Annotated in this window: 13 protein-coding genes; 6 read left to right on the top strand and 7 right to left on the bottom strand. The window is 70.6% G+C overall.

Annotated features, from left to right (window positions below):
- The first annotated feature begins 22 nt into the window (after nt 1-22).
- Complete coding sequence (gene glgX, locus SB754_RS06235; protein ID WP_410781479.1) at nt 23-2,110, top strand: glycogen debranching protein GlgX; 2,088 nt, start codon at nt 23-25, stop codon at nt 2,108-2,110.
- Nucleotides 2,110-2,610: a Cys-tRNA(Pro) deacylase gene (gene ybaK, locus SB754_RS06230; RefSeq protein ID WP_410781478.1), complete on the top strand. Its 501-nt coding sequence runs from the start codon at nt 2,110-2,112 to the stop codon at nt 2,608-2,610. The genes glgX and ybaK overlap by 1 nt, the downstream gene beginning before the upstream one ends.
- Before the next feature lie 99 nt (nt 2,611-2,709).
- On the opposite strand, the gene glgP is transcribed toward ybaK, so the two are convergent.
- Complete coding sequence (gene glgP / locus SB754_RS06225) at nt 2,710-5,283, bottom strand: alpha-glucan family phosphorylase (protein ID WP_410781477.1); 2,574 nt, start codon at nt 5,281-5,283, stop codon at nt 2,710-2,712.
- Nucleotides 5,284-5,341: 58 nt separating this feature from the next.
- Here glgP and SB754_RS06220 point away from each other — a divergent pair, with 58 nt between their 5' ends.
- Both SB754_RS06220 and glgB read left to right on the top strand, forming a co-directional pair.
- Complete coding sequence (locus tag SB754_RS06220; protein ID WP_410781476.1) at nt 5,342-7,429, top strand: alpha-1,4-glucan--maltose-1-phosphate maltosyltransferase; 2,088 nt, start codon at nt 5,342-5,344, stop codon at nt 7,427-7,429.
- Nucleotides 7,430-7,509: 80 nt separating this feature from the next.
- Nucleotides 7,510-9,735, top strand: coding sequence for a 1,4-alpha-glucan branching protein GlgB (gene glgB, locus SB754_RS06215; RefSeq protein WP_410781475.1), 2,226 nt, complete (start codon nt 7,510-7,512; stop codon nt 9,733-9,735).
- Nucleotides 9,736-9,776: 41 nt separating this feature from the next.
- On the opposite strand, the gene SB754_RS06210 is transcribed toward glgB, so the two are convergent.
- The 3 genes from SB754_RS06210 to SB754_RS06200 all read right to left on the bottom strand — a co-directional run bounded on the left by SB754_RS06210 (nt 9,777) and on the right by SB754_RS06200 (nt 13,574).
- Complete coding sequence (locus SB754_RS06210; protein WP_410781474.1) at nt 9,777-10,574, bottom strand: SDR family oxidoreductase; 798 nt, start codon at nt 10,572-10,574, stop codon at nt 9,777-9,779.
- A 70-nt stretch (nt 10,575-10,644) separates the two neighbouring features.
- Nucleotides 10,645-11,625, bottom strand: a complete 981-nt coding sequence (locus SB754_RS06205) for a tetratricopeptide repeat protein (protein WP_410781473.1) — start codon at nt 11,623-11,625, stop codon at nt 10,645-10,647.
- A gap of 62 nt (nt 11,626-11,687) precedes the next feature.
- Nucleotides 11,688-13,574, bottom strand: coding sequence for a hypothetical protein (locus tag SB754_RS06200; RefSeq protein WP_410781472.1), 1,887 nt, complete (start codon nt 13,572-13,574; stop codon nt 11,688-11,690).
- Nucleotides 13,575-13,760: 186 nt separating this feature from the next.
- On the opposite strand from SB754_RS06200, the gene SB754_RS06195 reads away from it, so the two are divergent.
- Entirely contained in the window at nt 13,761-16,595 is a 2,835-nt protein-coding gene (locus SB754_RS06195; RefSeq protein ID WP_410781471.1) for a DivIVA domain-containing protein, read from the top strand.
- A gap of 13 nt (nt 16,596-16,608) precedes the next feature.
- Entirely contained in the window at nt 16,609-17,646 is a 1,038-nt protein-coding gene (locus tag SB754_RS06190; protein ID WP_410781470.1) for an AI-2E family transporter, read from the top strand.
- A gap of 160 nt (nt 17,647-17,806) precedes the next feature.
- Here SB754_RS06190 and SB754_RS06185 read toward each other — a convergent pair whose 3' ends face one another.
- From SB754_RS06185 to SB754_RS06175, 3 genes are read right to left on the bottom strand one after another with little or no spacing between them, the layout of a single operon-like run.
- Nucleotides 17,807-18,547, bottom strand: a complete 741-nt coding sequence (locus SB754_RS06185) for an alpha/beta hydrolase (RefSeq protein ID WP_410781469.1) — start codon at nt 18,545-18,547, stop codon at nt 17,807-17,809.
- On the bottom strand, nt 18,544-18,843 hold the full coding sequence (locus SB754_RS06180) for a hypothetical protein (protein WP_410781468.1): 300 nt from the start codon (nt 18,841-18,843) through the stop codon (nt 18,544-18,546). Before SB754_RS06180 ends, SB754_RS06185 begins: the two co-directional genes overlap by 4 nt.
- A gap of 35 nt (nt 18,844-18,878) precedes the next feature.
- A complete protein-coding gene (locus tag SB754_RS06175; protein ID WP_410781467.1) occupies nt 18,879-19,592 on the bottom strand; it encodes a lytic transglycosylase domain-containing protein in 714 nt (237 codons plus the stop codon).
- Nucleotides 19,593-19,617: the final 25 nt, after the last annotated feature.

The raw sequence follows: 19,617 nt of genomic DNA, 5'->3' as shown, positions 1-19,617 counted from the left end.
GTGTGTCACTACTCTAGATCGCATGACCTCGACCGATCCCCTGCGCAACCTGGGTGTCCGTGTCGGGCCGCACGGGGGCGAACTGCGGGTGTTCTCCGCGACTGCCGACGCCATGGAGCTGTGCCTGTTCGACGCGAACGACCCGAACTGGCTGGTCAAGGCGGTTCCCATGACCCGGGATGCGAACGGCGTGTGGGTGGGCCGTTCGCGCTCCCTCACCGTCGGCACCCGGTACGCCGTGCGCGCCTCCGGCCCGAACGCCCCCGCCAACTCGTTCGACCCGGAGGCTCTGCTCATCGACCCGTACGCGCGGGGGCTGGCGCGGGTCGGGACGGACGGCTGGCGGTCGGTCGTGGTCGCCGACGGCTTCGACTGGGGCGAGGCCCGCAAGCCGGCGACCCCGCTGGACCACACCGTGATCTACGAAGCGCACGTCAAGGGAATCAGCAAGCTCAACCCGGGCGTCCCGGAGGAGCTGCGCGGCAGCTACGCCGGTCTCGCGCACGAGTCCACCATCGGCTACCTGAAAGACCTGGGCGTCACCGCCGTTGAGCTGCTGCCGGTGCACGCGTTCGTGTCCGAGCAGCGCCTCCAGCAGGAGGGCCTCACCAACTACTGGGGCTACAACACCCTCAATTTCTTCACCCCGCACACCCCGTACGCGTCCCGGGCGGCGCAGGCGGCGGGTCCCGAGGCGGTGCTCGCCGAATTCAAGGGCATGGTGAAGCTGCTCCACCTGGCCGGCATCGAGGTCATCCTCGACGTCGTCTACAACCACACCGCCGAGGAGGGCATCGACGGGCCGCGGACCAGCTTCCGCGGGATCGACAACGCCACCTACTACCGTCACGACGACACCGGCGCCTACATCGACGTGACCGGATGCGGCAACACCGTCGACTTCGGCAACCCCGTCCCGCAGCGGCTCGTCCTCGACTCCCTGCGCTATTGGGCGAACGAAGTGCAGATCGACGGCTTCCGCTTCGACCTCGCCGCGACGCTGGGACGGGGACCGGACGCCTCCTTCCACCGGGACCACCCGCTTCTGGTCGCCGCACAGTCCGACCCGGCGCTCCAGGGCGTCAAACTGATCGCCGAGCCGTGGGATGTCGGACTCGGCGGCTGGCAGACCGGCAACTTCCCCGGCGGAACGGCCGACGCGGCGGGCTGGTCGGAGTGGAACGACCGCTACCGCGACCGGGTCCGCTCCTTCTGGCTGGCCGACATCGCCGACACACGACGCAACGGGCAGGCACCGGTCGGCATCGGCGGATTCGCAACCCGGCTTGCGGGATCGTCCAACACGTTCTCTCCGGAGCGCGGGCCGCTGGCCTCCATCAACTTCGTCACCGCGCACGACGGCTTCACCATGGCCGACCTGACGGCGTACGACGTCAAGCACAACCTCGGCAACGGGGAGGGCAACCGCGACGGCACCGACAACAACCGGTCCTTCAACCACGGCGTCGAGGGCCCGACCGTGGATGAGGCGGTGCTGCTGACCCGGGCGAAGGCCATCCGCAACCTGATGGGGACGCTGCTGCTCTCGGCGGGCGTCCCGATGATCACGGCCGGCGACGAGTACGGCCGCAGCCAGCGCGGCAACAACAACGCCTACTGCCAGGACAGCGAGCTGACGTGGCTCAGCTGGCTGCGCACCCGCGAGCAGCGCGAACTGCATGACACCACGCGGCGCCTCCTGCAGCTGCGCAGAGAGAACCCGGCGCTCCGCCCCAGCCGGTACGCCGTCTCCGGGCAGGAGACGCCCAATGCCAGCCACATGGACTGGTACGACGCCACCGGCCAGCGCATGGACGACGAGGACTGGAACTCGCCCGAGAACCGGACGCTGCAGTACCTCGCCGCCTCGACGCCGGTCACGGAGGAGTTCAACCGCATCCTCCTCATCGTCCACGGCGTCGAGGACGACGTGGAGGTGTCCCTGCCGGTCGCGCCGGGGGTCACCTCGTACCAGCTGCTGTGGGACTCGGCCACCGAGGTCCCCATCGCCGAGGACCCGACGGAGTTCTCCCCCGGCACTGCGCGCCTGGTCGGCGGCACCTCGATGCAGCTGTACCGCGCGAACGGGCCGCGGGTGGAGGAGCCCTGATGGCGCGCCGGAAGGCGGCGGCCGGTGCCTCGGCCGGCACCCCGGCGACCGTCGCGCTGACCGCCGCGGGCATCCCGTTCACCGTGCACCCGTACGAGCACGACCCGTCCGCCCCCTCCTACGGGCTGGAGGCTGCTGAGGCGCTCGGGGTCGAACCCGATCGGGTGTTCAAGACCCTGCTCGCGGACACCGACACAGGACTCGTCGTCGGTGTGGTGCCGGTCACCGGGACGCTCGACCTGAAGGCGCTCGCCACGGCCGTCGGCGCCAAGCGGGCGGCGATGGCGGACCCGGCTGTCGCCGAGCGCCGCACCGGCTACGTCGTCGGCGGGATCAGCCCCGTCGGCCAGAAGACGCAGCATGTGACCGTCGTCGACGAGACGGCGCAGCTGTTCGACACCGTCTTCGTCTCCGGCGGCAAGCGCGGCCTCGACCTCGAGCTCTCCCCCGCCGACCTCCTCCGCATCACCGCCGCCACCTACGCCCCTCTCGCCAAGTAGCCCCCACCCCCCACCGTCGAGTACACACTTCTTGCACGCCGCCGCGGCGTGTCGTGTGCAGAAAGTGTGGACTCGACGGTGGGCGACCGGGGCGACGGGTCAGGAGGCGAGGGTGACGAGGCCGAGTTCGGCGGGGGTCAGCAGGAGGTCGTTCACGGGGACCACGCGGACGGTGTAGCCGAAGGAGCCGGCCCAGGCGAGACGGACCGTCCCGACGAACTCGTGCGGGACGGACGCGTCGTGCGTTCCCGGAACGCTGTCGTCGACCGCGAGCGCCTGCCGGTGCACGTCGACGAGCTCGTCGCCCTCCTGGCTGCGACCGTAGACGACCTGGACCTCCACGTCGCCGGGCTCCAGCCCGTTCAGGTGCACGAGAGCGCGCACGTGCAGTTCGTCGCCGACCTGCGGCACCGCATCCACGCCACCTGCGTCGACGTGTGCGACGTCGACGCCCGGCCAGGCGGCCTCCACGCGCTGCTTCCAGGTCGCGAGCGACCGGGCCTGGGCGAACTCGTTCTCGCTGAGGCGGTTCTCGTAGCCGGCGGCGGGCAGGTACAGCCGTTCGACGTACTCGCGGACCATCCGCTCGGCGGACAGCGGCGACGACAGCGTGGCGAGCGTGTGCCGGATGCGCGAGACCCACGCCGTCGGGACGCCGTCGCCGTCGCGGTCGTAGAAGCGCGGGGCGATCTGGTGCTCGATCAGGTCGTACATCGCCGCGGCCTCCAGGGCGTCGCGCTCGGCGCCGTCACCGGCCGCGTCGGCGGACGGGATGGCCCAGCCGTTCTCGCCGTCGTAGAACTCGTTCCACCAGCCGTCGAGGATGGACAGGTTGAGCGCCCCGTTGAGCGCCGCTTTCATGCCGGAGGTGCCGCACGCCTCGAGCGGCCGGAGCGGGTTGTTCAGCCACACGTCGGTGCCCGGGTAGAGCAGCTGCGCCATCCCGATGTCGTAGTCGGGGAGGAACACCATCCGCTGCCGGATATCGGCCTCCGACGCGAACTGCACCAGCATCTGGATGAGGCGCTTGCCCTCGTCGTCGGCGGGGTGCGACTTGCCGGCGATGACGAACTGCACGGGTCGCAGCGGGTCGGTGAGGATCCTCCGCAGCCGGTCCGGGTCGTGCAGCATCAGCGTCAGCCGCTTGTAGGTCGGGACGCGCCGGGCGAAGCCGATGGTGAGCACGTTCGGGTCGAGGAGGTCGTCCATCCAGGCCGGCGCGATGCCGCCAGGGTTCTGCTCCTCCCACGCGGCCTCCAGCCGGCGGCGGGCGTCCTGCACCAGCTGCTCGCGCATCCGGTTGCGGACGCCCCACAGGTCGATGTCGGTGACCGCCGCGGAGTTGGCCCAGTCGGCGTGCGTCGTGTCCTCGGTGCCGAGCCGCTCGAGGGCGAGGGCGCGGAGCATCGGATCGGTCCAGGTCGGCGCGTGCACGCCGTTGGTGACCGAGTCGATCGGCACCTCCTGCGGGTCGAAGCCCGGGTAGAGGCCGTTGAACATGTGCCGCGAGACCTCGCCGTGGAGCTGGGAGACGCCGTTGGCGTGCTGTCCGAGACGGAGGCCCATGACGGCCATGTTGAAGACGTCCGGCGACCCGCCCGCGTAGTCCTCCGCACCGAGCGGGAGCACCTGGTCGGCGCTGACGCCAGGGAGCAGCGAGGTGGAGAAGTAGCGCTGCACCAGCGAGCGGTCGAACCGGTCGATCCCGGCGGGGACCGGCGTGTGCGTCGTGAAGACGGTGCCCGCCCGCACGACCTGGAGCGCCTGGTCGAAGGTGAGGCCTTCGCCGATGAGGTCGGAGATGCGCTCGAGCCCGAGGAAGCCGGCGTGGCCCTCGTTGGTGTGGAACACCTCCGCCTCCGGCACTCCGCTGAGGTCGGTCCACGCCTTGACGGCGCGGACGCCGCCGATGCCGAGCAGCAACTCCTGCAGCAGGCGGTGCTCGCCGCCTCCTCCGTAGAGCCGGTCGGTGACCGAGCGCAGGCGCTCCTCGTTGTCCGGGATGTCGGTGTCGAGCAGCAGCAGCTTCACGCGGCCGACGGCGGCCTGCCAGATGCGGGCGTGGAGAACGCCGTCGGGCAGCGCGAGCGAGATCTGGACCGGCGAGCCGTCGGGGTTGCGAAGGACGCTGAGCGGCAGGCCGTCCGGGTCGAGGACGGGGTAGCTCTCCAGCTGCCAGCCGTCGGGCGTGATCGCCTGCGAGAAGTAGCCGGAGCGGTAGAAGAGCCCTGCGGCGATCAGCGGGACGCCGAGGTCGCTCGCCGCCTTGAGGTGGTCTCCGGCGAGGATGCCGAGGCCGCCCGAGTACTGCGGCAGGGTGGCCGCGATGCCGAACTCCGGAGAGAAGTACGCGATGGTCTGCGGCGCGCCGTCGCCCAGCGACTGGTACCAGCGGGGCTCGCTCAGGTACGAGCGGAGGTCGTCGCGGATGTGGTTCGCCCAGTCCACGTAGCCCTGATCGGCCGCGAGCTCGGCGAGCCGGGAGGGCGCGACGACGCCCAGAAGCGCGATCGGATCGTGTTCGACCTGCTGCCACAGCTCGGGAGAGATCCGGGCGAACAGCTCCTTCGTTGGCTCATGCCACGACCAGCGGAGGTTCGCGGCGATCTCCTCCAATGCGGAGAGGTTTTCAGGGAGGACGGCACGGACGGTAAATCGACGGATGGCCTTCACTCGGTCCACTGTAAACGAGCCTCATTGCGCGCAGGTTAATGAGTGTACGTTCGGGAGCGTGGTGAAGAACGCAGCGACCAGGTCAGCAGCCCGGGCGGCCCAGCCCGCTCCCGCGGATCAGCCCGCAGAAGCGGCCCAGCCGCCGCAGGAGCCGTACGAGCCCCTGCTCCCCCGCATCCCCATCCTGGAGCTCTCCCCCCAGGTCGACGAGGGGCTGTGGGCGGCGACCGCGTTCAGCGGCGAGGTGATCCCGTTCCGCGCCACCGCCTTCCGCGAGGGCCACGACAAGATCGGCGTCGACCTCCTGCTGACCGACCCGGAGGGCGCTCAGACCGAGCACCACATGCGTGCGCTGACGCCCGGCACCGACCGATGGGAGGTGGAGGTCCAGCTCGAGCAGACGGGGCTCTGGCGCTATCAGGTGCGGGCGTACGCCGACGAGTACGCGACCTGGCATCACAACGCCGAGGTGAAGGTCCCCGCCGGCATCGACGTGGAGCTGATGCTGCTGATGGGCCACGGCCTCCTGGTCACGGCCTCCAAGGACAAGCGCCGGAGCACGGCCGAGCGGCGGTATCTGTCCGAGGCGGCGAAGGTCGTTGCGGACACCAAGCGGACGGTCGAGGAGCGCTTCCAGGCGGCCGTCGACGACCGCATCCAGCACGCACTCACCGAGCGACCCGTGATCAGCCTGCCGTCGCTGTCGGCGACCCGGGCCATCCAGGTGGAGCGCACGCGGGCCGGCGTCGGCAGCTGGTACGAGTTCTTCCCGCGCTCGGAGGGCGCCAAGAAGCTCGCGGACGGCTCCTGGCAGTCGGGGACCTTCCGCACGGCCGCCAAGCGCCTCCCCGAGGTCGCGGCGATGGGCTTCGACGTGGTGTACCTGCCGCCGATCCACCCGATCGGCCGCACCTTCCGCAAGGGACCGAACAATACCCTCGACGCCGGTGAGAACGACCCGGGCTCGCCGTGGGCCATCGGCGGCCCTGAAGGCGGCCACGACGCGATCCACCCCGATCTCGGCACCGAGAAGGACTTCACCTTCTTCGTGGGCAAGGCGAAACAGGCCGGCCTCGAGGTGGCCCTCGACCTCGCCCTCCAGGCCTCACCCGACCACCCCTGGGTGACCGAGCATCCGGAGTGGTTCACGACGCTCCCGGACGGGACCATCGCGTACGCCGAGAACCCGCCCAAGAAGTACCAGGACATCTATCCGATCAACTTCGACAACGACTACGAGGGCCTCCGTCAGGAGGTGCTGCGGATCGTCCGGCACTGGATGTCGCTCGGCGTCCGGATCTTCCGGGTGGACAACCCGCACACCAAGCCGCTGCACTTCTGGGAGTGGCTGATCCACACGGTGAACGCGACCGATCCGGACGTCGTCTTCCTCGCGGAGGCGTTCACGCGCCCCGCACTGATGCGCACCCTCGCCAAGGCCGGGTTCCAGCAGTCGTACACGTACTTCACCTGGCGGAACACCAAGGAGGAGCTCGAGGAGTTCCTCGACTCGCTCGCGCACGAGACTGCCGACTACCTGCGGCCCAACCTGTTCGTCAACACGCCGGACATCCTGACCGAGTACCTGCAGTTCGGCGGCCAGCCGGCGTTCAAGGTCCGCGCAGCGATCGCCGCGACGGCGGCTCCGACCTGGGGCGTCTACTCGGGGTACGAGCTGTTCGAGAACGTGGCGCGCCCGGGCGCCGAGGAGTACATCGACAACGAGAAGTACGAGTTCCGCCCGCGCGACTACGCCAAGGCGCAGTCCCAGGGCCGCTCCCTCGCGGGCTACCTGACGATGTTGAACAGCGCGCGCAGCGAGCACCCCGCCCTGCGGCAGCTGCGCAACCTGAGCATCCACTGGAGCGACGACGACAGCATCCTCGTCTACTCCAAGTACCTCGACGGCCGGTTCACCCGGAGCGGGAAGGCCGACGCGGTCATCGTCGTCGCCAACGTCGACCCGCACTCGGTGCGCGAGACGATCGTCCACCTCGACCCGTCCCAGTTCGGAATCCCGTTCGGCGCTCAGTTCGAGGTGAAGGACCGCGTGACCGGCCAGCGCTGGACCTGGGGCACCGAGAACTACGTGCGCCTGGACGCCTTCACGGAGCCCGTCCACATCCTGTCCGTCCGGCCGCTGTGACCGACCACACCCCGACCGCCGACCCGGAACCCACCGCCGGCCCGGAACCGACCGCCGAACCAGAGCAGAGGAGTCCCGCCATGTCCCCGATCCGCCCAGAGACAGACCCGCACAGTGGCGCTGCCGCCGTCGACCTGCCCGGCCTCGACGACTCCCTCCTGGCCGCGATCGCGTCCGGCAGCTACCACGACCCGCACTCCGTGCTCGGTCAGCACGCGGTCGCCGCTCCGGGCATCGCCGACCCGGTGACGGTCATCCGCGCCCTGCGGCCGCTGGCGAAGGAGGTCTTCGCCGTCCTCTCGAACGGCGCCCACGTCGAACTCGGTCACCTCGGCCACGGGGTATGGCAGGGCATCGACATCACCGGTCCCGGCGCGTACCAGATCGAGGCCCGGTACGACGACGGCTCCGTGTGGACCGCCGACGACCCGTACCGCTTCCTGCCGACCATCGGCCAGCTCGACCTCCACCTCATCGGGGAGGGTCGTCACGAGACGCTGTGGACGGCCCTCGGCGCCCACGTGCGCGACCTCGGCGGCATCGTCGGCACGTCGTTCACGGTGTGGGCCCCGCACGCGCGTGCCGTGCGGGTCGTCGGCGACTTCAACGGCTGGGACGGCACCCTGCACTCGATGCGGAACATGGGCGCCTCGGGCGTCTGGGAGCTGTTCGTCCCCGGCCTCGGCGAGGGCGAGATCTACAAGTTCGACCTGCTCGCCCAGGACGGCCGGTGGGTGCGGAAGATCGACCCGCTGGCGCAGCTGGCCGAGATCCCGCCGGCCACGGCCTCCCGCATCACCGTCAGCCGGCACGACTGGGCCGACGACGAGTGGATGGACCGCCGGGCGCACACGGACCCGCACGCCGGCCCGATGAGCGTCTACGAGCTGCACTTCGGCTCCTGGCGGCCCGGACTCGGCTACCGCGAGGCTGCAGACGAGCTGATCGACTACGTGGGCGCGCTGGGATACACGCACGTCGAGTTCCTTCCGCTCGCCGAGCATCCCTTCGGCGGCTCCTGGGGCTACCAGGTCACCGGGTACTACGCGCCGACCAGCCGGTTCGGCTCCCCCGACGACCTCAAGTACCTGATCGACCGCCTGCACCAGGCCGGCATCGGCGTGATCCTCGACTGGGTCCCCGGGCACTTCCCCAAGGACGACTGGGCGCTCGCCCGCTACGACGGCCAGCCGCTCTACGAACACCCGGACCCCCGCCGCGGCGAGCACAAGGACTGGGGCACCTACATCTTCGACTACGGCAACTCGCAGGTGCGCAACTTCCTCGTCGCCAACGCCCTGTACTGGCTGGAGGAGTTCCACGTCGACGGCCTGCGAGTCGACGCCGTCGCCTCGATGCTCTACCTCGACTACTCGCGGAACGCCGGCGAGTGGGAGCCGAACATCCACGGCGGTCGCGAGAACCTGGAGGCGATGGGCTTCCTGCAGGAGGTCACCGCGACGGCGTACAAGCGCAACCCCGGCACCGTGATGATCGCCGAGGAGTCCACCAGCTACCCCGGCGTGACCGCGCCCACCTCCTCCGGCGGCCTCGGCTTCGGGCTGAAGTGGAACATGGGCTGGATGCACGACTCGCTCCAGTACATCCACGAGGACCCGATGTACCGCAGCTACCACCACAGCGAGCTGACGTTCTCGTTCGTGTACGCGTGGAGCGAGAACTTCCTCCTGCCGATCAGCCACGACGAGGTCGTGCACGGCAAAGGGTCGCTGCTCACCAAGATGCCAGGGGACCACTGGCAGCAGCTGGCGAACGTGCGGGCGTTCCTGGCGTTCATGTGGTCGCATCCCGGCAAGCAGCTGCTGTTCATGGGCCAGGAGTTCGGGCAGCCGTCCGAGTGGAGCGAGGAGCGCGGCCTCGACTGGTGGATCCTCGACCAGCCGGCGCACCAGGGGCTCTGGAACCTGGTGGCGCAGCTCAACGCCGTCTACCGCGACAACCCGCAGCTGTGGGCGTGCGACAACGACCCGGCGGGCTTCGAGTGGCTCGACGGCTCCGACGCGCAGGGGAACGTCATCGGCTTCCTGCGGAAGGACCGCCAGGGCGACCCCATCGCGGTGCTCTTCAACTTCTCCGGCGCGCCGCACGCGAACTACCGGATGGGGCTGCCGTTCGCCGGCGAGTGGGAGGAGCTGCTCAACACCGACGCGGAGGCGTACGGCGGCTCGGGCGTCGGCAACCTCGGCGCAGTGACCGCGGTCGACGAGCCGTGGATGGGCCGGCCGGCCTCCGCGCTGGTCACCCTGCCGCCGCTCGGAGCGCTCTGGCTGAAGCCTCGGCGCTGAGCGTGTGGCGCTGCGGGACGTCTCGGCGTCCCGCAGCGCTCTCAGGCGCGGGAGTCGACCCAGGCGCTGTAGCCGAGCCCGTCGACCGCGTGCTCCGGCACCAGGTTGCGTCCGGCACGCCAGGTGGAGCCGAGCGCTCCCCCGAGCCGGATCGGCAGGATGTAGCGGCGGCTGCCGCTCCCCCGCTTCCACTGCTCTGCGAGCGAGCGCGCGGATTCGACGCGCGGACCGCCCACGTGGATGACGGTGTCCGGCTCTCCTCGGCCCTCCCCGCCGCCTTCGGCCGCGTCGACGAGCACGCATGCCACATCGCTCACCGCGATCGGCTGGAACCGCGTCCCGGTCGGGGCGAGCACGGCGCCGAGCGGACGTCCGCGGTCGAAGATAGCGGTGACGAAGTCGTGGAACTGCGTCGCCCGGACGATGCGCGTGTCGAGCGGCGAGTCGAGGTAGGCGCGCTCCTGCGCCGCCTTCGCGCGGTAGTACGCGTAGCCGGACTGGTCCGCGCCGACGATGGAGAGCAGCACCGCACGGTGCACTCCGAACCGCGCAGCGGTATGGACGAGGTTCTGCGCACCGGTGGCGAAGACGTGCGCCGCCTGCTTGCCCACCGCGTTGCTCGTGTCCACGATCACGTCGACGCCGTCCACGGCCTCCTCGAGCCCGTCTCCGGTGACGAGGTCGGCCGTCACGTACGCGGCGCCCGTGACGTACGACTCGGCGTCGTCGTCGGGAACACGCCGGGCCGCGACCACCACCTCATGACCGCGCCCGATCGCTTCGGCGGTCACGGCACGGCCGGCCAGGCCTGTGCCTCCGACGACGAGCACACGGGACATGCGCGATCACTCCTCCAGGCGATGAGGCGAGCGTGGGATGCCGCCGGGCGCCGTCCGGGAGCGGACGGCCTCAGTACAGCAGCGACGCCAGCCTAGCCCGGGCCTTGCCCACGCGGGGGTCGTCCACACCCACGATCTCGAAATAGTCCAGGATGCGCGTCCGCACCTCCTCCTTGCCCGCGGCGTCGAGCGCCGGGAACAGGGTGAGGAGCCGGTCGAAGGCGTCCTCCACGTGACCGCCGGAGACATCGAGGTCGGCGACGCCGAGCTGCGCCGTCACGTCCCGGGGCGCGGCCGCTGCCGCGGCACGGAGCTCGTCGGCGGAGTGGCCGCTGAGTCGTGCCAGCAGGCTCACCTGCGCGAGCCCGGCGGCGGCCATCGTGTCGCGCGGATCCTGCGCGAGGGCGGTCCGGTAGGCGCGGATCGCACCCTCGTAGTCGCCGCGGTCGATCGCGTCGTACGCCTCGGCGTGCAGCGGAGGGAGCGGCGGCTCGGCGGGAGCCTCCGGCGTTGCATCGCCGTCTGCTTCGCCGGGGGCGCCCTCGACGGTGACCGTGTCGGTCACGCCGTTCTGGGCGGCGAGCTGCAGCAGCTGCTCGAAGACATCGCGCAGCTGCTCCTCCGGCACGACGCCGGCGAACAGCTGGACCGGACGGCCAGCCACCAGCGCGGCGACGGTCGGCAGCGCCTGCGCCTGGAACGCCTGGGTCAGCTGCGGGTTGGCGTCCGCGTCGATCCTGACCAGCACCAGCCGGCCGCCGAAGCCGCCGACGACGCGGTCGAGCACCGCGGAGAACTGGGCGGACTGCTCGGAGCGGGCGGTGCCCAGGTCGACCACGACGGGCACCCGAGCGGACAGGTCGATGAAGTCGTTGAAGTTCGCATCGGTGCCCTCGAAGAACAGGCTCGGGAGGGACAGGGCGGCCGGCGCGTCGGCGCCGGACACCGCCCCACCGGGCGCTGCCGCTCCGGCCGGGGCCGGGCGGTTGACGAGGGAACTGAGGTCGACAGCCCCCCGCAGGCTGGTGGGCGGGGGCGGGACGTTGCTCATTGATCCTCCAGACGAGCGCGGTACGGCACGAGAGTCAAGGATACTCGCGAACGGGCTTCCCGTTACGGGATCTGCTTCGCTGCGACCATGCCCTGGGCGAAGCCGAGGAGGGTGATCTTCTCCTTCGACCCCGCCGGCGGCACGTAGAACGCCAGCTGGTAGCCGAAGTCCGACTGGATGCCCGTCTTCGACGACGCCACACCGCTCAGAGCCGCGGCGGTTGCCCCGGCGCTGGCGTCGGCCCCGGCCTCCACGACCTTCAGGATCTGCGACTCCTGCAGGTCGGTCCAGACGATCGCGCCGGAGTCGTTCGTCGCCATGGCCACGTCGGCGCCCGAACCTGGCTGACTCGTGAAGGTCAGCGATGCGGTCGCCGGGACGGCGGCCTTCTGCTTCGCCTTCCAGTCCGCTCCGACCTGCGTGCGCAGAGTGTCGCCTTCCGGGTTGAACTGGCTCGCGTACTGGCTCTTGTCGCCGTTCATCAGGATGTCGCCGTAGGCGGCCGCGACCTTCTCCGGCGGCAGCTCCAGGAGCTTGGAGTCCGGCGGGACGACGGCGGCGCCGATGCTCGCCGGGGCCAGGTTCGGCACCTTGGCCTTCGGCTCGAGCGACACGGCGTACTCGACCTGGTAGTTGTCGCGCGGCGTCTTCTGCACGAGCGTCAACGCGATCGGAGCCTGCTCATTGCCCTTGGCGTCCTTCGGGCTCTGGATCACGGCAGCGACCGTGCGCGGCCACGTGTCCGTCGCCTGCGGCAGCGACAGCACGATCGGGCTGGCCGGGATCGCCGGGAGCGCCGGCTCGTCGGACTTGTGCGCGCGGATGGCGTAGTTGGCCTCACGCAGTTCGAGCGCCGGCCCGACGAAGCGCTCCTTGGCGAGGTCGGCGCTCGCCTTGGCGTCGGCCTGCGCGGCCGACTCGGAGATCCGCTTCACGATGCGCTCCAGCTGCGGAACGGTCACGGCGGGGGGCAGCTGGCCTGCGGCGTCGGGCGCCTCCGTGGCGAGCGGCGTCGCCGTCTTCGAGGGGGTGGACGCCGCGTTCGTCCCGGCTGTGCAGCCGGTGAGGGCGAGCGCGCCGGCCAGGGCGACGGGCAGGATGACGCGCGCGCGGCGAGTGGAACGGCGTCCGCGGGGAGTCGTCTCGATCATGGCGGTGGGCTTGTACTTCGGGGCTTTGGGCAGCTTCGGCATCTTCGGTCCGCTCTTGCGGCGCGGGCCGCGCGAGCGGCGGTGGGTGTAGAGGCCCCACAGGTACAGGGCGATGCCGATCACGAGCAGGACGAGGCCGCCGATGATGAGCGGGAACGCCCACGGCGTGCTGGAGTCGACCGGCCACGTGACGCTGACGTTCGAGGGCGCGGGCTTCTGCCCGTCGGAGGCGACGATCACGCTCACGTCGTCGGGGATGTTCATGCGGGTGACCTGCGCGGCGGTGCCGTCGAACTCCTCCAGCCAGAGGTCGCTGCCCGCCGGGTTCGGGCCCGCCGTGGTGGCAGCCGTCTTCCCGGAGGAGGCGGCGCCCGCGGTCGCGGACGGAGTGGGCGTTGGGGTCGCAGCCGGAGTGGGGGTCGCCGTGGAGCCCGACGTGCCGGTGCCCGTCGACCGGGCGGGCTTCGGAGTCACGGCCTTCGTGGCCAGGTCGCCTGTCGCCTTCTGATAGCGCACGGCGACGTACTTCTGGTCACCGAGCCACGCCTTCACGTCCGCTGTACGGCCGTAAGCGACGAGCTGCTTGGCACCCTGCGGCGCACCCGTGACGGTCAGCGTCTGCTGCCCGGGATGGGCGTTGAGCACCGAGCCGTCGATGACCACGTAGCGGGGGTCTCCGGAGACGGTGGTCGCTGCTTCGATGTGGCTCGGCGGGGCGAAAACGGTTCGTTGCGCGATACCGGCCACGATCATGACCGCGGCGACGACGAACGCGACGATGGCGAGTACGAAACGCAAACAGGGCTCCTCATGTGCCATTCGGGGGCGGGCACAGTCACCCGACGATACCGGAACCACCTGAAAGGGAGCTAACCCTTGGCTGGACGCCCACCCCCTCCCGTGCGGGCGCCGAGCGGCCGCTTGTAGGATCGATCCGGCACGCGCGCAGCGGGCCCACCCGAACATCCCTCAGGAGCGACCACAGTGGCCACCGACGATTCCACCTTCACGCAAGTCTTCCGCGGCTACGACAAGGACGAGGTCGACAAGGCCCTCCAGGAGCTGCGGCGCGAGCTCATCAAGTCGAACACGCAGGCGGCCGACTCTGCCAAAGAGCTCAAGCGCCTCCAGGCCCGCATCGACGACCTCAACGCCGAGATCGAAGAAGTGGGCAGCCCGACCTACTCCGGCCTCGGCACCAAGCTCGAGAACACCCTCCGCGTCGCCGAGGAGCAGTCCACCCGGCTCATCGCCCAGGCCGACATCGACGCCGAGAAGCTGCGCGCCGGCGTCTCCGCCGAGATCGAGAAGGTCAAGAAGGCCGCGGCCGCCCAGGCGGAGCGCATCCTGGCCGACGCGCAGGCCAGGGCGACCACGCTGCTCGAGGACGCTCAGATCGAGTCCGGCGAGCTGCTCACCAAGACGCGCGCCGACAAAGAGACGCTGCTCAACGACGCCATGCGCGAGGCCGCCGCCATTCGCGGCGCCGTCGCCACCGAGGCAGCAGAGCTCCGCGCGACGAGCAAGCGCGAGGCCGCCGCCGTGCGTGCGGAGGCCGACCGCGAGGCCGCAGAGCTCAAGGCCGTCGCCTCCCGCGAGGCCGAGCGGGCGCGCGCCGAGGCGGCGGAGCTCGACCGGACGATCGCCGCGCGCCGCACAGAGCTCGAGACCGCCCTGGCGGAGGATCGCGCCGCCTTCGAGCGCGAGGCCGCGCAGACCCGCCTCGAGCTGGACCGCCGGGTCGCCGAGACCACCGACCGCCTCGCCGCCGAGGAGGCCGAGACGCGCAACGCGCTGGCCGCAGAGGCCGCGCAGGCCCGCGCCGACCTGGCGGCCGAGGTGGAGGAGCAGCGTTCCGAGCTCGCGGCCTCCGCCGCTCAGACCCGCGCCGACCTCGAGAACGAGGAGAAGACCAGGAGGCTCGCCCTCGCCACGGAGGTCGAGCAGACCACCAAGGCTCTCGCCGCCGAGGTGGAGCAGACGAAGGCCGGCCTGGCGGCCGAGGTGGAGCAGACCCGTTCCGCACTCGACGCTGAGGTCACCACGGCTCGCAGTGCCCTCGCCGACGAGGTCGAGCGCACCAAGGCCGAGCTGGCCGACGAGGTCACCCGGACCCGCTCCGCGCTCACCGAAGAGGTCACGCGCACCCGCTCAGAGCTCGAGACCCAGGTCTCGACCACGCGCGCGGCTCTGGAGAACGAGGTCACCTCCACGCGCGCTTCGCTGGAGAACGAGGTGACCACCACGAAGTCGGCCCTTGCCGAGCACGTGGAGCGGACGACGAAGCAGCTCGAGGACGACAGGCTGCAGACCCGGACCACCCTCGAGAAGGAGACCACGGAGACCCGCGCCGCCCTGGAGGCGGACCGCACCGAGACCGCCGCCCGGCTGGCGGCGGACCGCGAGCAGACCGCGAGCGAACTCGCGGCCGAGGTCGAGCAGACGCGCGCGCGCCTCGCCGCCGAGGCGGAGCGTCAACGCCGCGCCCTCGACACGGAGGCCGCCGAGCTGCGTGCCGAGCTCGCCGCCGAGGTCGACTCCGCCCGCACCGCCCTCGCCGACGAAATCGCCCGCCAGCGGAGCACCGTCGACGCGGAGCTCGCCGGGGAGCGGGCACGTCTGGCCGCGGAGGTCGAGACGACGACCTCCGCACTCGCTGCCGAGGTCTCGCAGACGAAATCGGCGCTGGAGACCGAGGTCACCACCACGAAGGCCGCCCTGGCTGCCCAGGTCGAGCAGACCAAGAAGGCGCTCGAGACCGAGGTCACCACCACCAAGGCCGGGTTGGCGGACGAGGTCGAGCGCACGCGCACCGAACTCGCGGCCGAGGTCGAGCAGACCACGACGGCACTGGCCGCCGAGGTCGAGCAGACGAAGTCCGCTCTGGAGGCGGAGGTCACCACGACCAAGTCGGCGCTCGCCGCCGAGGTCGAGCAGACGAAGAAGGCGCTGGCCACCGACGTCGAGCAGACCACGAGCGCGCTCGCCGCCGAGTCGGAGCAGACGCGCAGCCGGCTGGCCGAAGACGTCCGGCGCACGACGGCAGAGCTCGCCGACCGGCGCGAATCCACCGCCAACGAGCTGGCCGACCAGCGCGAACAGCAGAGGCTGGAGCTGGAGCGCGAGGCAGAGCGCACGCGCGTCGCCTTGGCAGACGAGGCGCAGCAGACCAGGGTCGCCCTCGAGAAGGAGACCGCGGAAGCGCGCGCCGAGCTCGCCCGCGAGGTCGCGGAGGCGCGCACCTCCCTGCACGCCGAGCTGGCCGAGCGCACCGCCGCCTTCGAGAAGGAGGCGGCGACCGCCCGTGCCGCGCTCGACACCGAGCTAACGGAGCTGCGGAACACCACGCTCGAAGAGGTGGAGGCCCGCACCCGCGAGATGGAGCAGGCGCGCATCGACCTCGACGTCGAGCTCCGCGCCCGGCGCGACGAGGCCGAGAAGGAGTACCTGTCCCGCCACCAGGAGGCCGTCGCGCAGACGCAGAAGTACCTCGACGAGGCGAACGTCCAGCTGGCCGACGCCGTCAAGCGCACGGCGCAGGCGCGATCCGAAGCGGAAGCCTTCGAGACGGAGGCGCGCCGCACCGTCACCGAGGCCCGGAAGAAGGCGGAGGACACGGCCGCCGAGGTCATCCACGACGCCGAGGAGCGCGCAGCGGCGCTTCTCGCTGAGACCGAGGAGCGCACGGAACGCCTCGTGGCTGACGCCGAGGAGCGGTTGGCGCAGATTAGGATTGAGCGCGAGGCCGTCGCCGGCTACTTCGAGAACCTCCGAGGCGTCCTCCAGCAGGCCGAGAAGGTGACTGTCGACCGCGACTGACCAGGGGGAACACGTGAAGATCCAGAATCCGTTCCGCCTCGGCCTCATCGGCACCCTGGGGGTCGGACTCGGGATCCTCATCCTCAGCGCCGTCACCAGCCTGGCGACGATCATCACCTACATCGGCGCCGCGCTGTTCCTCGCGCTCGGCATCGAGCCCCTGATCTCGTTCCTCGAACGGCGCCGCTTCCCGCGGTGGCTGGCGCTCGTCGTCGCGCTCGCGGTCATCATCGGGGCGTTCATCGGCCTGATCTGGGCCATCGTCCCGATCGCGGTCGACCAGGCGTCGCAGCTGGTGCAGAACACCGTCTCCTGGGTAAACAACGGCAGCGCCGAGCAGTGGTTCCTCAGCCTCCAGCACCAGTTCCCCTCCATCGTCAACCAGCAGAACATCGATGCCGTCACCCAGTGGCTGCAGAAGAACCTGCCGGACATCACGTCGAAGGTCCTCCAGACCGGCGTCGGGATAATCCAGGGCGCCTTCGGCGTCATCATCGTCGTCATCCTGACGATCTACTTCACGGCCTCGCTGCCGAGCATCAAGCGCTCCGCCTACCAGCTCGTTCCGGCCTCGCGCCGGGCCCGGTTCGCCGACCTGGGCGACCAGATCACCGACTCCGTCGGCAAGTACGTCATGGGTCAGGTCTCGCTGGCCCTGGTCAACGGCGTGCTGAGCGCGATCTTCCTGACCGTCATCGGCGCGAAGTTCCCCATCCTGCTCGCGTCGATCGCCTTCTTCTTCTCGCTGATCCCGCTGGTCGGAACCATCACCGGTTCCGTGATCATCGTCGCGGTCTGCTTCCTCTCGGGACCGCCGACCGCCATCGCCGCAGCGATCTACTACCTCGTGTACATGCAGGTGGAGGCGTACGTTCTCAGCCCGCGCATCATGAATCGTGCGGTCTCGGTGCCCGGTGCGCTCGTGGTGGTCGCCGCCCTTGCCGGCGGCACGCTGCTCGGCATCCTCGGCGCGCTGGTCGCCATCCCGTTCGCCGCGGCCATCCTGCTCATCGTCAAGCAGGTCGTCATCCCCCGCCAGAACGAGCTCTGACTCCGCCCACCCCGATTGGTCACGAATCGGGGCTTCTGCGCTGCCAGAGCCCACATTCGTGACGAATCGGGGTAACGGACCCAGAGACACATTCGTCACGAATCGGGGGTTACGCGCGCGGTAACACCACAATCGTCACGAATCGGGGGGTGGGCGGAGGCTAGGAGGAGGCTGCGGGCCACTCGGTGGGGAGGGGCAGAGCGGCGGGGTTGGTGCGCTGCACGATCTCGGTGAGGACGCGGCGCGTCTGGTTCTCGCCCACCCAGAGGTGCTTGCCGCCCTCCACGTCGACCAGCTCGATCTGCGGCGCGGGCGCGAACCGCTCAGCGGCCTCCGCCGGGCGCAAGAAGTCGTCGAGTTCCGGGATGAGGGCGACCACCGGGCGGTGGTCCCCCGCCCACGCGGCGAGATGCGCCGGCTTGGCCCGGTGCAGCGGCGGCGACAGCAGGATGACGCCGTCGACCGGGAACTCCCGCCCGTACATGAGCGCCAGCTCCGTCCCGAACGACCAGCCCAGCAGCCACGGATGCGGCAGGCCGCGATCGGCGACGAATGCCATCGCGGCCTCCACGTCGTAGCGCTCCCCCACGCCGTCGTCGAACGAGCCCTCGCTGCGGCCACGCGGCGACGAGGTTCCGCGGGTGTTGAAGCGCAGCACGGCGATGTCCGCCAGCGCGGGAAGGCGCGCAGCGGCCTTGCGCAGGATGTGCGAGTCCATGAAGCCGCCGGCCGTCGGGAGCGGGTGCAGCGTGACCAGCGTGGCCACCGGCTCCCCGTCGAGCGGGCTCGACAGCTCCCCCACCAGCGTCAGGCCGTCGTCGGTGTGGAGCTCGATCTCCTCACGACGCGCGGGAAGCTCGACGCCTCCGCGGATCTCGATCGTCGTGCTCTCTGCGCTCATGCGATCCTCCAGCAGGACTCGTGCCAGTGCCGTCGCGCCGCCAGGTCGGCGGCGTCGCCGAGGACGCCGTCGGCGCGCCAGGCGACCAGGTGTGCCGTGCCGGGCGCGATGTCACGACCGCAGCCGGGGCAGATGTAGACCTTCTGCGCCTGGACGGCCGAGACCGGCTGCACATTCCATTCGGCGCCACGACGGGTCTCGATGCGTCGCCAGCCGGCGAGGAGACGCTCCAGGCCGTCCGGGTCCTCCGCCGGCCGGCCGCCGGAGCGGCCTCGGGGACGGTTGGAGCGCGGCATGCCTCAAGTCTAGGCGCGCGGAGACCGCGGACCGCTCAGTACCAGCCCTGCGACTGCCAGACGCCCCACGCACCGCACGGCGTGCCGTAACGGCCGCCGACGTACCCGAGGCCCCAGCTGATCTGCACGCTCGCGTCGGTCTCCCAGCCCGGACCCATCTTGCTTCCCGGTAGAGCCTGCGGGATGCCGTAGGCCCCGCTCGGGTTGGACGCGTTCACGCGCCAGCCGGACTCGTGGTTCCAGAGCTGCACGAGGCAGGAGTACTGGTCGTCTCCCCACCCGCGGTCGTGGACCATCTGGTAGGCGATCGCCTTCGCGGTCCCCGGGTCAGGCACGGGTGCGGACGGCGCGCTGCCGCCGGACGACGAAGAGGACGACTTCTTGGAGGCCGTCGGAGTCGGAGTGGGGGTCGGCGTGGGCTTGGGCTTCTCTTTCACGGTCACCGCGTCGCGTGTGATCGTCAGGGCCGCAGCGTCCGGCGCGGTCAGATTCTGGGTCGCAGCACCCTCGTACCGGGAGGTCGTCGGGATCTGCTGCAGCGACTCCGCGTAGGCGGGAGTCGTCGTCGCACCAGAGAACGGATCGACCACGTTGACGAGGGCGAAGCCGACGGCCGCGGTGAACGCGAAGCCCCAGACGGCTGCCCGCGACCGGATGTGCGGTCGCCGGGAACGCTTGAACGCGACGCCGACCGGGTTGGCCGGAGTCAGCGGCACGATCTCTGCTGCTGCTTCTGCTCGTCTACCCACGATCACAGAACGATAACGGAGATCA

The sequence above is a fragment of the Leifsonia sp. SIMBA_070 genome (assembly GCF_046534635.1).
Lineage (GTDB): Bacteria > Actinomycetota > Actinomycetes > Actinomycetales > Microbacteriaceae > Leifsonia.
This window is presented reverse-complemented; position numbering and strand designations above follow the sequence as displayed.

What these genes read in the sequence shown, in the direction of transcription:
- glgB (WP_410781475.1), top strand. Translation starts at nt 7,510, where the DNA reads ATGTCCCCGATCCGCCCAGAGACAGACCCGCACAGTGGCGCTGCCGCC.
- SB754_RS06210 (WP_410781474.1), bottom strand. Translation starts at nt 10,574, where the DNA reads ATGTCCCGTGTGCTCGTCGTCGGAGGCACAGGCCTGGCCGGCCGTGCC.
- SB754_RS06185 (WP_410781469.1), bottom strand. Translation starts at nt 18,547, where the DNA reads ATGAGCGCAGAGAGCACGACGATCGAGATCCGCGGAGGCGTCGAGCTT.
- ybaK (WP_410781478.1), top strand. Translation starts at nt 2,110, where the DNA reads ATGGCGCGCCGGAAGGCGGCGGCCGGTGCCTCGGCCGGCACCCCGGCG.
- glgX (WP_410781479.1), top strand. Translation starts at nt 23, where the DNA reads ATGACCTCGACCGATCCCCTGCGCAACCTGGGTGTCCGTGTCGGGCCG.
- SB754_RS06180 (WP_410781468.1), bottom strand. Translation starts at nt 18,843, where the DNA reads ATGCCGCGCTCCAACCGTCCCCGAGGCCGCTCCGGCGGCCGGCCGGCG.
- SB754_RS06205 (WP_410781473.1), bottom strand. Translation starts at nt 11,625, where the DNA reads ATGAGCAACGTCCCGCCCCCGCCCACCAGCCTGCGGGGGGCTGTCGAC.